General features: G+C 32.8%; 11 protein-coding genes and 1 riboswitch. All 11 genes read left to right on the top strand.

Annotated elements, in window-relative coordinates:
* The first annotated feature begins 1 nt into the window (after position 1).
* The 11 genes from coaBC to rpe all read left to right on the top strand — a co-directional run bounded on the left by coaBC (position 2) and on the right by rpe (position 13,190).
* The gene (coaBC, locus tag BCB69_RS02485; RefSeq protein ID WP_069176922.1) at positions 2-1,198 is read left to right on the top strand and encodes a bifunctional phosphopantothenoylcysteine decarboxylase/phosphopantothenate--cysteine ligase CoaBC; all 1,197 of its coding nucleotides are present in this window, start codon (positions 2-4) and stop codon (positions 1,196-1,198) included.
* An 83-nt stretch (positions 1,199-1,281) separates the two neighbouring features.
* A riboswitch (SAM riboswitch) is annotated at positions 1,282-1,386 on the top strand.
* Between the two features lie 77 nt (positions 1,387-1,463).
* Positions 1,464-2,669, top strand: a complete 1,206-nt coding sequence (metK, locus tag BCB69_RS02490) for a methionine adenosyltransferase (RefSeq protein WP_147360745.1) — start codon at positions 1,464-1,466, stop codon at positions 2,667-2,669.
* Between the two features lie 117 nt (positions 2,670-2,786).
* The gene (priA, locus tag BCB69_RS02495) at positions 2,787-5,153 is read left to right on the top strand and encodes a replication restart helicase PriA (protein WP_069176924.1); all 2,367 of its coding nucleotides are present in this window, start codon (positions 2,787-2,789) and stop codon (positions 5,151-5,153) included.
* 19 nt (positions 5,154-5,172) lie between these two features.
* Complete coding sequence (gene def, locus BCB69_RS02500; RefSeq protein ID WP_022513056.1) at positions 5,173-5,649, top strand: peptide deformylase; 477 nt, start codon at positions 5,173-5,175, stop codon at positions 5,647-5,649.
* Positions 5,630-6,574 carry a methionyl-tRNA formyltransferase gene (gene fmt / locus BCB69_RS02505; RefSeq protein WP_069176926.1) on the top strand — a complete coding sequence of 315 codons (945 nt, stop codon included), beginning with the start codon at positions 5,630-5,632 and terminating at the stop codon, positions 6,572-6,574. The genes def and fmt overlap by 20 nt, the downstream gene beginning before the upstream one ends.
* Entirely contained in the window at positions 6,558-7,949 is a 1,392-nt protein-coding gene (gene rsmB / locus BCB69_RS02510; protein ID WP_022513058.1) for a 16S rRNA (cytosine(967)-C(5))-methyltransferase RsmB, read from the top strand. The genes fmt and rsmB overlap by 17 nt, the downstream gene beginning before the upstream one ends.
* The gene (gene rlmN, locus BCB69_RS02515) at positions 7,942-8,985 is read left to right on the top strand and encodes a dual-specificity RNA methyltransferase RlmN (protein ID WP_022513059.1); all 1,044 of its coding nucleotides are present in this window, start codon (positions 7,942-7,944) and stop codon (positions 8,983-8,985) included. Before rsmB ends, rlmN begins: the two co-directional genes overlap by 8 nt.
* Positions 8,986-9,048: 63 nt before the next feature.
* Positions 9,049-9,810, top strand: a complete 762-nt coding sequence (locus BCB69_RS02520; protein ID WP_069176927.1) for a Stp1/IreP family PP2C-type Ser/Thr phosphatase — start codon at positions 9,049-9,051, stop codon at positions 9,808-9,810.
* On the top strand, positions 9,803-11,665 hold the full coding sequence (gene pknB, locus BCB69_RS02525; protein WP_069176928.1) for a Stk1 family PASTA domain-containing Ser/Thr kinase: 1,863 nt from the start codon (positions 9,803-9,805) through the stop codon (positions 11,663-11,665). Before BCB69_RS02520 ends, pknB begins: the two co-directional genes overlap by 8 nt.
* Positions 11,666-11,667: 2 nt before the next feature.
* A complete protein-coding gene (gene rsgA / locus BCB69_RS02530) occupies positions 11,668-12,537 on the top strand; it encodes a ribosome small subunit-dependent GTPase A (protein ID WP_022513062.1) in 870 nt (289 codons plus the stop codon).
* A gap of 11 nt (positions 12,538-12,548) precedes the next feature.
* Positions 12,549-13,190, top strand: a complete 642-nt coding sequence (gene rpe / locus BCB69_RS02535) for a ribulose-phosphate 3-epimerase (protein ID WP_022513063.1) — start codon at positions 12,549-12,551, stop codon at positions 13,188-13,190.
* Positions 13,191-13,199 lie beyond the last annotated feature (9 nt).

Consider the following 13,199-nt stretch of genomic DNA (forward strand, 5'->3'; position numbering starts at 1 on the left):
TATGCGATTTGAAGGAAAACATATTCTTGTGGGAATAAGTGGCGGTATAGCCGCTTACAAAACAGCAGGGATGGTAAGTCATTTGCGTCAATTAGGAGCTGAGGTACGATGTATAATGACTGCACATGCAACAAAATTAATTTCTCCAATTACTTTTGGGGAATTAAGCGGATATCCTGTAGCTACGGGTATGTTTGATGGTATTACTAATTTTGATATTCGTCATATTGCTTTAGCTTCCTGGACAGATATTTTTGTTATTGCACCTGCTACAGCTAATATCATAGGAAAAATAGCATCAGGGATTGCAGATGATATGCTTTCTACAACAGCTATTGCTACAACTTCTCCTATTCTTTTAATACCGGCTATGAATACACATATGTATGAGAATGTAGTTGTTCAAGAAAATTTAAAAAAATTAAAAGATAGAGGATATTTATTAGTAGAACCGGAAATAGGTCATTTAGCTTGTAATGTAACCGGAAAAGGAAGATTCCCATCGGAAGATAAAATATTTACAACTATAGACCAAGTTTTAAATGGGAAGAGTCGATTACAAGGAAAACGTGTTCTTATTACGGCAGGAGGTACTAAGGAAAAGATAGACCCTGTTCGTTACATAGGTAATCGATCCAGTGGGAAGATGGGATATGCAATAGCACAGGCAGCTATACGTGAAAAAGGATTAGTACATATTATTAGCTGTAATCCTCATTTAAAAGTTCCTGTAGGGGCTTCTGTAGAATATGTAGAGACCGCTGAAGAATTAAAACAAGCGATTGATTTACAATATATGAATTATGATGTTGTAATTATGGCAGCTGCGGTTGCTGATTACAAACCGGTAAAAAGTGCATTGCAAAAAATAAAAAAGGAAGAGTTGAACAAGCTTTCTCTTGCATTAGAGTCTACATCAGATATATTGTTAAATCTCGGACAAAAGAAACAGCATCAATTTTTAGTCGGATTTGCAGCAGAAACTACGAATGTCATTGAGAATGGGAAGAAAAAATTAATCAGAAAAAATTTAGATATGTTAATAGCTAATGATGTATCCGGTACGAATTCCGGATTTGATGTAGATAATAATAAAGCAACTATTCTTTTACAAAATGGAAGTATGTATACTTATCCTTGTATGAAAAAAGAAAAACTTGGAGATATTATTATAGAACACCTTATCGAAAATATATAAATAGAAAGTGGTATGAATATAGATTTTCATATCACTTTTTACTTGCATTATAGTATATTTTGATTTATTATAAGTAATACCGTGACTCATCAAGAGTAGCAGAGGGAACGGCCCAATGAAGCTACAGCAACCATCTATTATAAGATAAGGTGCTAATTCCAACAGTTTATATGCTGTTAAGATGAGGGAAAATGGCTAGCCCCTCATGAGAGGAGCTTTTTTTATTACATAATTACTTAATATATTCTACGTTATCAAGGAGAAAATCATGGATAAAAAATTTCTTTTTACTTCTGAATCAGTGACAGAAGGACATCCTGATAAAATTGCCGATCAAATTTCTGATTCTATATTAGATGCTATTTTAGAAAAAGACTCTTGTGGTCGAGTGGCTTGTGAAACGATTGTTACTACGGGTCAAGTACATGTATTTGGAGAAGTAACTACTACTGCACATGTAAATTATACTGATATCATTCGTAAAACAGTTAATGATATCGGTTATACAAATCCCACATACGGATTTGATGGAAAGCATTGTGGCATTTTGCTTTCTATTGGGGAACAATCACCGGATATTGCTTTGGGTGTAGACAAATCTTTAGAATCTAAAAATGGAGAAACCAAAAATTACGATATAGGTGCCGGAGATCAGGGGATGATGTTTGGCTATGCGACTAACGAGACGGAGCCTTATATTAAAGGGATTTATATGCCTTTACCGATAGCATTAGCACATAAATTGGCATATCGTCTATCTTTTGCAAGAAAAAATAATGAAATTACTTATCTTCGTCCCGATGGTAAAACACAAGTTACTGTAGAATATGAAAATGGGAAACCGCTAAGGGTACATACTATTGTTATTTCTACACAACATAATCCGGATATTTCGCAAAAACAAATTGAAGAGGATATGATTGAACGTATTATAAAAAAGGTTATTCCTCCTACTTTATTAGATGAACAAACACGGTATTTAATTAATCCTACAGGTCGTTTTGTTATTGGGGGACCACAAGGAGATGCCGGATTAACAGGACGTAAAATTATTGTAGATACTTATGGAGGAATGGCACGTCATGGTGGAGGTGCATTTTCAGGAAAAGATCCTACAAAAGTGGATCGTTCTGCAGCCTATGCGGCTAGGTATGTAGCCAAAAATATAGTAGCATCCGGTATTGCTGATCGATGTGAAATTCAGCTGTCTTATGCGATTGGTGTAGCTAAACCGGTCTCAATTTTAGTGGATACCTTTGGAACCGGTCGTATTTCTGATACAGAAATTGAAGAACTAATAACTAAGCATTTTGAATTACGTCCTGCAGGGATTATTGATATGCTTTCTTTGCGTAATCCTATTTATAAACAAACTGCAGCCTATGGACATTTTGGTCGTCAAGAAGCAGATTTTCCTTGGGAACGTATTGATAAGGCAGAAATTCTTCGTAAAGACGCCGGTATACAATAAATTTAATAAATCTGTTTTTGATTGGTATTATGGTAAAATAGTAGACAGTATCTAATTAACTGTCTACTATTTTGTTTTAAATTTATTATATGTAAATTTTTGTAAAAGAGGAGTCTTATGAAACGGGTTGCAGAAGTAATTATTAACAGACCTTCTAAAAAATTAAATAGAACCTTTTCATATATTATTCCGGAAAATCTTTCTTTTTTACAAGTTGGATGGCGTTGCATTATTCCCTTTGGCAATAAAACAGAAGAGGGGATTATTCTTTCTATAAGAGAAATAGATACTTCTACACTTAATTATTCACTAAAAGATGTGAAATCACCAATCGATTCATTTGCGTGGTTTACACCTGAAATGATTCAAACAGCACTTTGGATTTCTTCTTATTATTTTTGTACAGTAGTAGAAGCACTTCGCCTTTTTTATATTGATAAAAAAGGGATAAAAACAAAGACTTCATTTCAAATACATTGGGATATTATTCCTAGTTCCATGTATATACATACATTAATTGATGAGTCGGTAACAGAAATTTATGAAGAAGATTTTATAGAACTATTTACAAAAGAAGAACGGAAAGAACTTCTAGAAAAAAAATATGTATCACCTTACGAATTAATAAAAGCAGTTCACAAAGATCCTTTAGAACGTTGGATAAGTATTGATAAAGAGTTTCCTGTTAATGAGAAACGAAAATTAAAACAATCACAATTAGCAACCTATTTAAAAATTCATGGAGATTTGCCTCTACACGAAGTAGAAAAAGCCGGATTTTCTATGAATGTTATTCGGGAATTTTGTAAAAATAAATTTGGACATTTGTTTTATAAAAATAAAAAAACGTATTCATTGATAAAAAAAGAAAAAGAAAATTATTGCTACACTCTTACTCCGGAGCAAGAAATAGCAACGAGTCATATTATTTCTGCTGTTGATAAACAAAAATATAAAGGATTTTTATTGAAAGGAGTTACCGGAAGCGGTAAAACCGAAGTGTATGTTAGAGCGGCTGATCATGCTTTATCGATGGGGGGAATGGTATTAATTCTGGTTCCTGAAATAGCATTAACGCTTCAAATGGTAGATTATTTTGCTAAACATTTTGGTGATGATGTAGTCTTTATGCACAGTAATTTAAGTAAAGGCGAAAGATATAATAATCGCATGCGTATTGAACGTGGGGATAGCCATGTGGTTATTGGTTCAAGATCCGCTTTATTTATGCCATTTAAAAACTTACGATTGCTTATTGTTGATGAAGAATATGACTCTTCTTATAAACAAGAAGAAACTCCTCGATACAATGGTCGTGATGTGGCTAAGGTGATGGCAGTACAATATCAGTGTCCTATTGTTTTAGGTGCGGCAACCCCCTCTATAAGTTCATATCATGCGGCAAAACAACATAAAGTTCATCTCATTACGATGAACCATAGAGTATTTGAAACGTCACTCCCTCATATACAAATCATAGATATGAAACAGCCACAAGCTGTTATGCAATCATCCATATTTTCAGATACTTTAATTGACTTAATAGACCGAACAATAAAAGAAAATAAAAAGGTGATTTTACTCCTTAACAGAAGAGGTTATGCACCTACGCTTTTATGTAAATCTTGCGGGAAAACCTTTAAATGTCCACATTGTGACGTATCACTGGTTTATCATAAAGATAAACATCGTTTACAATGTCATTATTGTGAAGCCTATTTTAATGTTCCCCAAAACTGTAATGTATGTAATGGCAATCATATACTTTTTTTAGGAAAGGGAACACAAAAATTAGAAGAATCTTTAAATGAAATATTTCCTGATGCACGTATAGCACGTTTTGATACTGATAGTACACAAAAAAAGCATAATGCAGCCTCTATTTTGAATGATTTTAGAATAGGTAAGTATGATATATTAATTGGCACACAAATGGTTGCTAAAGGGCATGATATTTCGAATGTACATGCGGTTGGGATTATTGATATTGACAATATTTTAAATTTACCTACTTATCTCGCTTCTGAACAAGCTTTTACACTCATTACACAATGTGCGGGACGTGCCGGTAGAGAGAAGACACAAGGGCAAGTTATATTGCAAACTTATAACCCGGAACATAACGTTATACAATTGGCTGCTCAACAAAATTATGAAGCATTTTATAATACAGAAATTGAATATAGAAAAGCATTACAATATCCTCCTTTTTGCAAGATGATGAAAATTACCTGCTTTGCTAAAAATTACTCGCAGGTAAAAGAAAAGATGGATAATATATATTTTTGGTTAGTAAAGGATATTCAATTAGAACAGGAACTACATATTTCATTACCATATGATGAACCTGTAAAAAAAAGAAAGGATACTTATTATAGATCTATTACAATAAAAGGCAAGTGTTTAATAGAGCTAAAAAATGTAATGAAACAATCAAACTTATTTCTGGAAAATGGTATAATTATAGATATAGACCCTTTATAAAATTACAAGGATGGTGTTTATGAGTAAAATTATTATTGCCGGGCATCCTACTTTGAAAAAAGTGGCAGAACCCGTTACTGTGTTTAATAAAAAATTAAAATATATTATTCAAGATATGAAAAAAACAATGTATGAATCAAATGGTGTAGGATTAGCTGCTCCACAGATTGATTTATCCATTCGAGTTTTTGTGGCTGATGACGGTGAAACCGGATTCGAAGCTTATATTAATCCTGTTTGGGAACCAATAGGAGAAGAAACAGATGTGGATACAGAAGGATGCCTTTCTATTCCCGGATATGTTGGTTTAGTAGAACGCTATTCGGCTGTACGTGTTAAGTATCAAGATGTTAGAGGGAAAAAGAAACAAAAAGAAGCAACCGGATTATTAGCCCGTTGCATTCAACATGAAACAGACCATTTAAATGGTATTTTATTTATTGAAAAAGCAACTGCATTACGAAAGCTGGAAGAACATGAACCGGAACAAACTTAAGATTGTTTTTATGGGAACACCGTCCTTTGCTATCCCCGCATTGAAATTAATTTTTGAAAACGGATACGAACCTATAGCTGTGTATACACAGCCGGATCGTATTAATGGACGTGGTAAAAAAATTAATTTTTCTCCGGTAAAAACTTTTGCATTAGAAAAAAACATTCCGGTTTACCAACCTCTTTGTTTTGGTGAAGAAGAACTTACACAGCTTAAAAACTTACAACCTGATTTACTTATTGTTATTGCATATGGAAAAATATTGCCGAAAGCTGTTTTAGATATACCGGCTTATGGAGCAATTAATGTGCATGCATCACTTCTTCCTCAATATAGAGGAGCGGCACCTATTCAACGTGCAATTATTGATGGAAAAACAGAAACCGGTATTACTATCATGAAATTAGATGTAGGAATGGATACCGGAGATATGCTAATTCAGAAAAAAGTACAAATTACACCACATATGACAGCAGGAGAATTGTTTGACTTATTAAGTAAACAAGGAGCACAACTGTTAGTCAAAATATTAAGTAATTTACCTTATTATCTTAAAAATGCAATTCCTCAAATAGAAGAAAATGCAACTTATGCAGAAAAAATAACAAAGTCGATGGGGAAAATTTCATGGGATCAAGAAGCACAAGTGTTAGATTCGTTATGTCGAGGGATTTATCCTTCACCGGGAGCATATGCTTTTTTTCGTGGAAAGAGAGTAAAGATACATAAAACAACATATGAACCTAATGATAAAAAGAATGTAATGCCCGGAACCATTGTTTCCTTAGAGAATCAAATTATTTCTGTGCAAACTAAAAATGGATTATTAAAAATTATTGAGATTCAGCCGGAAAATCATAAAAAAATGAGTGCAGCTGATTTTATTAATGGATACCAGGTAAAAATAAATGATCAATTGGAATAATAAAGCGATAGAGGTTCCTTCTGCCAGGAAGTTGGCGTATAATGTGTTATTTGATGTTTTTACAAAAGATGCATATGCTAATTTAACCCTACAAAAAGTTATGAAAACTTATGCTCCTCCGAAGTATCAAATGATGAGTAAATCAGAAAAAGGTTTATTAACTGAAATTGTGTATGGAGTATGTCGCAGATATAATTATTTAACTTGGATTATAGGTAAATTAAGTACACGTCCCATTTCTAAAATTGATGAGAAAGTAACTATTTTACTTTGTATCGGATTATATCAACTTCTTTTTTTAAATCGAATACCTGAGTCTGCAGCTGTAAATGAAACGGTTAATATAGCTAAACAAATTACTCATATGGGAAATGCCAGATTTGTTAATGCTATATTAAGAAATTATCTTAGAAAGAAAATACAAATTCGAATTCCAACTGCTAAAGAAAATAATTTATTGCATTTATCATTAACATTAAATCAACCGGAATGGCTTATTCGTAGAATGATTAAACAGGTTGGACAAAACCGTACTAAGGCTATATTGGAAGAATTTAATAAATCACCATCTTTAGATATTCATAGCAATCCAATAAAATTACCTGTTAACAAATTATTGGAAAAACTAAAATTTCTTCATGCAGAACCTACTGTAATACCCTTTATTTCCGGTCAACAGGGGATTCGTATTGGCAATGGTGATGCTTTGTTTAAGTCTTCTCTAATTAAAGAGGGGATGGTATACATTCAAAGTGCTGCATCTATGATTCCTGCTTCCATATTGGAACCATGTAGAGGCGAAGCTATTTTAGATATGTGTGCTGCGCCGGGAAGCAAATCTATCAATATAGCACAACTTACTGAAAATCGTGCACGTATTGATGCTTGGGATCTTTATGAACATAAAGTAAATCTCATCAAACAAAATGCAGCTAAATTAGGGATTACTTGTATTCAGGCAGAACAACATGATGCTACAGTTGTGGATGAAAAGCGAATAGGCCTTTATGATAGAGTGTTATTAGACGCTCCCTGTTCAGGGTTAGGAGTATTAGCACATAAACCTGAAATTCGTTGGAGACGTAGTGAAGAAAGTCTTAAAGAATTTCCTGTCATACAAAGAAAACTTATGGAAACAGCTGCTTTTTATGTAAAGCCCGAAGGAATACTTGTATACAGTACTTGCACACTTAATAAAGAAGAAAATGAGGAAGTCATTACATGGTTTTTAAAAACACATCCAAATTTTAAATTACAAACTTTTAATTTTAACGGAAAGCGAATTACAGAAGGTATGATTACAATCTGGCCTGATGAATATCATACAGATGGTTTCTTTGTGGCTCGATTAATAAGGAGCAATAGTAATGATTAATGTATGGGCGCGTACATTACCTGAATTAGAAGACATATTTAAGAAAAACGGATTTCCTAGATATAGAGCAAAACAACTTAGAGATTATTTGTATAAACGTTTTATTTTTGATTTTACAGAAATGAAACAGCTGCCTAAAGGGCTTAGAGAATGGCTTATGAATCATGCTATGGTTTCTAAACCTCAAATTATCAAAGAACAAAAGTCTGATGATAAAGATACGACAAAGCTTCTCCTTAAGTTAGAAGATGGAACGTTTATTGAAACAGTTTGTATGCATCATGTATATGGAAACTCTATTTGTATTTCTACACAGGTAGGATGTGCAATGGGATGTGTTTTTTGTGCATCTACACAAAATGGGTTAGAGAGAAATTTGACTGCAGGAGAAATGTTAGCACAAATTTATGCGTTTAAAGAAGTCTTTAAGCAACCTATTCATTCTTTGGTTCTTATGGGAGCCGGAGAACCTTTACAAAATTATGAAGAAGTTCTTAAATTCATAAACCTTTGCCATGATGAAGATTTGCTTAATATAAGCTATAGAAATATGACTTTGTCTACTTGTGGTATAGTTCCTCGTATTTATCGTTTAGCAGAAGAAGGAATTCCTATTACTTTAGCAATTTCTCTACATGCTCCTAATGATACGATTAGAAATCGAATATTACCGGCTAGTAAAATGTTTCCTATTCAAGACTTAATAAAAGCTTCTGTATATTATTTTGAAAAAACAGGGAGACGAGTTACTTTTGAATATATTCTTATAAAAGGAATTAATGACAGTTTAGAAAACGCAGAAGAATTACATCATTTATTAGGTAAATTGAATGCACATATTAATCTCATTCCGGTAAATGGTACTGAACATATTCAATTATATCCACCTTCGATGAACCAAACCTTCCGGTTTCAAAGAGCACTTACTAAATATGGAAGAAATACTACAGTAAGGCGTCAAATGGGTGAAGAAATACAGGCTGCATGCGGACAATTAAAACGTCGATTTATGCAAGATGCTAAATTATCACATTAACATTTAATTATAAAATAAAGAAAATTTATTTATTTTGTGTAAGTTTTTAACAATATAAAATCTATGATTACTAATTATGGCATATCAAAAACCGGACTCATCCGGAAAAATAATGAAGATAGCATCTCAATTTTTAAAAATTCTTGTTATATTCTTGCTGATGGTATGGGCGGATATGATGGAGGAGAAACGGCTAGTCAATTAGCTGTTAATGCTGTCAAAAGCTTTTTAACAAAATATGAACTTCATGCAATAAATGAGCAGGTATTAACAAATGCTATTCAGTTTGCAAATCAAGAAGTTCTAAAACATAAAAAGCAAGCAATGACATTGTCTTCTATGGGTACAACATTAATTGTGGTTGTGATTCATGGAAATGTTTTATATTGGGCTCACGTAGGGGATAGTCGTTTATATATTTTTAACAACAAAATAGAATCTATTACACAAATCACAGAAGATCATTCTTTTGTGATGCATTTATTCAAAGAGGGAAAAATTAATTTTTCCGAAATGAAAAAGCATCCCAGACAAAATGAAATTACCAGAGCTGTCGGTATAAAACCGGAACTTGTTGTAGATAAAGGGCATCTTACTTTTGATATAAACTCAGTTATGTTACTTTGTTCTGATGGGCTCACTAGTATGGTTACAGATCAATCAATAAATAATTGTATGAAAAAACATAAAATTATAAAAAAATTTAATCTAAAAGCTTGTATGAATGAATTGATTGATATGACTTATAAAGCTGGTGCTGAAGATAATGTTTCTGTTATATTAGCATGCGATGAATCATTGGAAAATGGAGTAAACTATGAATAATAGAATACTGGATGAACGCTATCAATTAGAAAAGAAAATAGGTACTGGCGGTATGGCAGATGTCTATCAGGCAAGAGACCTTTTACTTGATAGATTAGTTGCAATTAAAATCTTACATACTGCTTTTGCAGAGGACAGTGAATTTATTGCTAAATTTAGACGTGAAGCACAATCTGCAGGTAAACTTAGTCATCCCAATATCGTAGGTATTTATGATGTAGGCTGCTGTGAAGGAAGTCATTATATAGTCATGGAATATGTACAAGGGAAAACACTTAAAGAATATATAAAAGAACATCCACATATTCCGATTGATATGGCTGTAAAAATCACTATAGAAATTGGAAATGCTTTAGCAGAAGCACATGATAACGGAATTATTCATTGTGATATCAAACCACAAAATATTCTTTTGACACCGAATCATAAAGTAAAAGTTACAGACTTTGGTATTGCTCGTGCAGTAAACTCTTCTACAATAATGACTAGAGAAGCTGTACTAGGTTCCGTTCATTATTTATCCCCGGAACAAGCAGCAGGGGATAAATTAAATGCCAAAACAGATATTTACTCTTTAGGTATTGTTTTATATGAAATGCTTACCAATCATTTGCCTTTTGATGGAGAAACTGCAGTAAGCATTGCATTAAAACATATGCAGGAAGAAATTCCGCGTCCAACACGTTATAATCCTGCTATTTCTCCTATGTTGGAAGAATGTTTATTGACAGCGTTACAAAGAAATCCTACAAGAAGGTATGATAATATACAAGATTTTATATCAGAATTAAAAATTGCACAAGGATTTACAACCTCTTCTGCTTTTAAAGCTGTAGAACGAGATTTTGGAACTATATCGAAAACAGTAACGTCAAAAACACGTCGTATAGAAAAATGTGATACGGAAAGTAAATTTTCTCGATTTATATCCAACCTTCCACAAAAATATATTTTAGCTTCGATGGTTTTGCTTTTCATTGTAGCATTTGCATGGGCATTTTTCAGTTTTGGAAACTTTTGGAGTAATAAAGAAGTAGAAGTGCCTAATGTAGTTGGAAAACCGGTAGAAGTTGCAGAACAAATACTAAGAAAAAAAGAATTAAAGGTATCTATTGATGAAATTGCCAGTAATGATGTTCCTATTGGAGAAGTTATCTCTCAAACTCCATCAGCTAATTCTAAAGTAAAAGAACAACGTATTATTCATTTAACAGTTAGCAAAGGAGGAACCGTTATTTTAGTTCCTGATTTGAAAGGGTTGACTATTGAACAAGCAAAAGAACGGTTGACAAAATTACATTTAACATTGGGAAATGTACAAGAAGGAAATGATTCTACACAACCTGAAAATATTATTCTTACACAGATGCCATTGCCATCCTCAAGAGTGGATGCGGATACTTTAATTAATATTGTTATTAACACAAAACAGATAAAAGTACCCAATGTAGTCGGTCTACCAATAGAAGAAGCAAAGAAAGTTCTTACAGATAGTAAATTAACAGTAGGTCAAATTACGGTATCTGAAGGAGTTTCATTAACAGATCCTAAAGCGCTTGTTACATCACAAGATCCGATTGCTAATAATCATTCAAACGGCATTGTAAATTTAGTTATAGGAAAAGATAAAAAACAACTATCTAATATAAAAAAAGGAACCGTCAATATCACTTTACCTAAAACCGGTGAATCTAAAAAACTTGAAATTTATGTAACTGATGATACAGGAAAACATCAAGTATATAATGAAGCTACCGTACCGGGGAGTAATATTGTAAAAGATGTTTCCGGAGTAGGAAGTGTTCGAGTACAAGTAGTTGTTGACGGATCCGTTATTCAAGATAGAGAGTTGTGAGTATGAAAGGACTTATTCTTAAAAATCAAAATGGCTATTTTACGATAGCAACAGAAAATAACTCTCAAATTATAAGCCGTTCTCGTGGAAAAACAAAACGACAAGGAAATATTTTAGTGGGAGACTGGGTCGAATATGATTTTGATAAAGAACATACTCCCAGTATTGTATCTGTATATCCACGTAAGAATGTATTAAGTCGTCCACCTGTTGCAAACATTGATCAATTCATATTAACTATAGCAGTTACAAATCCTAATCCAAGTTTATTTGTTATTGATAAAATGCTAATCGCTGCCGAGGCTTTTCGAATTCCGGTATTAATTTGCATCAATAAAGCGGATTTAAATATAGTTAAAGCAGAAGAAATATCGTCTATATATAAAAAGGCAGGCTATGACTCTATTATTGTTTCTGCTATTCAAAAAACAGGAATAGATATACTTTATTCTAAATTAAGGGGGGCTGTAATTTCTTTTTCCGGTCCTTCCGGAGTAGGAAAGTCAAGTCTTTTAAACTTACTCATTAGAAAAGAGTATTTTAATTGTCAGGAAGTAAGTTCACAAACCGGGAGAGGGAAAAATACCACTCGTCATTCGGAACTGATTAAATTAACAAATACTAATTATCTTATGGATACACCAGGTTATACTGCATTAGATTTAAATGCGGATTTAGCAGATGGATTAGATTTTTTGTTTAGAGAATTTAGACCTTATTTAGGTAAATGTAAATTTAATAATTGTTTACACTTAAAAGAACCTGCATGTGCTATATTAAAAGCGCTGGAAGAAGGGATTATACAGAAAACTCGGTATAAATCATATCAAGATATTTTAACAGAAATACATAATAGAATGGTTAAATATTAGGAGGAGTATTTATGATTAAAATTGCGCCTTCGCTTTTATCTGCTGATTTCTCCAAGTTGGCAGAAGAATTAAAAGATATTGAAAAAGCAGGAGCTGATTTAGTTCATTTAGATATTATGGATGGACATTTTGTACCCAACCTTACTTTTGGTGCTCCCATTATTAAAGCATTACGTGCACATACACAACTTGTTTTTGACGCACATCTTATGGTTTATAATCCAGAAAACTATATTGACGTATTAGCAGAGTCTGGAGTAGAAATGTTATCTTTTCATGTGGAAGTAGCTCCTCATGCGGACAGGATTATTCATATGATAAAAGATAAAGGGATAAAAGCAGGTATTGTTCTTAACCCGGGAACACCTATCCAACATATAGAATGTTTATTACCTATTATAGATTATGTATTAATTATGTCAGTAAATCCCGGCTTTGGCGGACAAAAATTTATAACATATACTTTAGATAAAATATCTGCACTTCGTCAGTTAATTATGGAGAACAACTTATCTTGTCTTATTGAAGTAGATGGAGGAGTTAATTCTCAAAATGTAAAAGAGATTATAAAAGCGGGTGCTGATATTTTGGTTGCCGGATCAGCAGTATTTGGTCAAAAAGATAGAAAAGCAGCTATAGATGCGCTTCGATAATTTAAAGGA

This window comes from Dialister pneumosintes (assembly GCF_001717505.1).
Lineage (GTDB): Bacteria > Bacillota > Negativicutes > Veillonellales > Dialisteraceae > Allisonella > Allisonella pneumosinta.

Bases quoted from the DNA above. Each gene is read 5' to 3' on its own strand.
- coaBC (WP_069176922.1), top strand. From the start codon at position 2: ATGCGATTTGAAGGAAAACATATTCTTGTGGGAATAAGTGGCGGTATA.
- priA (WP_069176924.1), top strand. From the start codon at position 2,787: ATGAAACGGGTTGCAGAAGTAATTATTAACAGACCTTCTAAAAAATTA.
- def (WP_022513056.1), top strand. From the start codon at position 5,173: ATGAGTAAAATTATTATTGCCGGGCATCCTACTTTGAAAAAAGTGGCA.
- fmt (WP_069176926.1), top strand. From the start codon at position 5,630: ATGAACCGGAACAAACTTAAGATTGTTTTTATGGGAACACCGTCCTTT.
- rsmB (WP_022513058.1), top strand. From the start codon at position 6,558: ATGATCAATTGGAATAATAAAGCGATAGAGGTTCCTTCTGCCAGGAAG.
- rlmN (WP_022513059.1), top strand. From the start codon at position 7,942: ATGATTAATGTATGGGCGCGTACATTACCTGAATTAGAAGACATATTT.
- BCB69_RS02520 (WP_069176927.1), top strand. From the start codon at position 9,049: ATGATTACTAATTATGGCATATCAAAAACCGGACTCATCCGGAAAAAT.
- pknB (WP_069176928.1), top strand. From the start codon at position 9,803: ATGAATAATAGAATACTGGATGAACGCTATCAATTAGAAAAGAAAATA.
- rsgA (WP_022513062.1), top strand. From the start codon at position 11,668: ATGAAAGGACTTATTCTTAAAAATCAAAATGGCTATTTTACGATAGCA.
- rpe (WP_022513063.1), top strand. From the start codon at position 12,549: ATGATTAAAATTGCGCCTTCGCTTTTATCTGCTGATTTCTCCAAGTTG.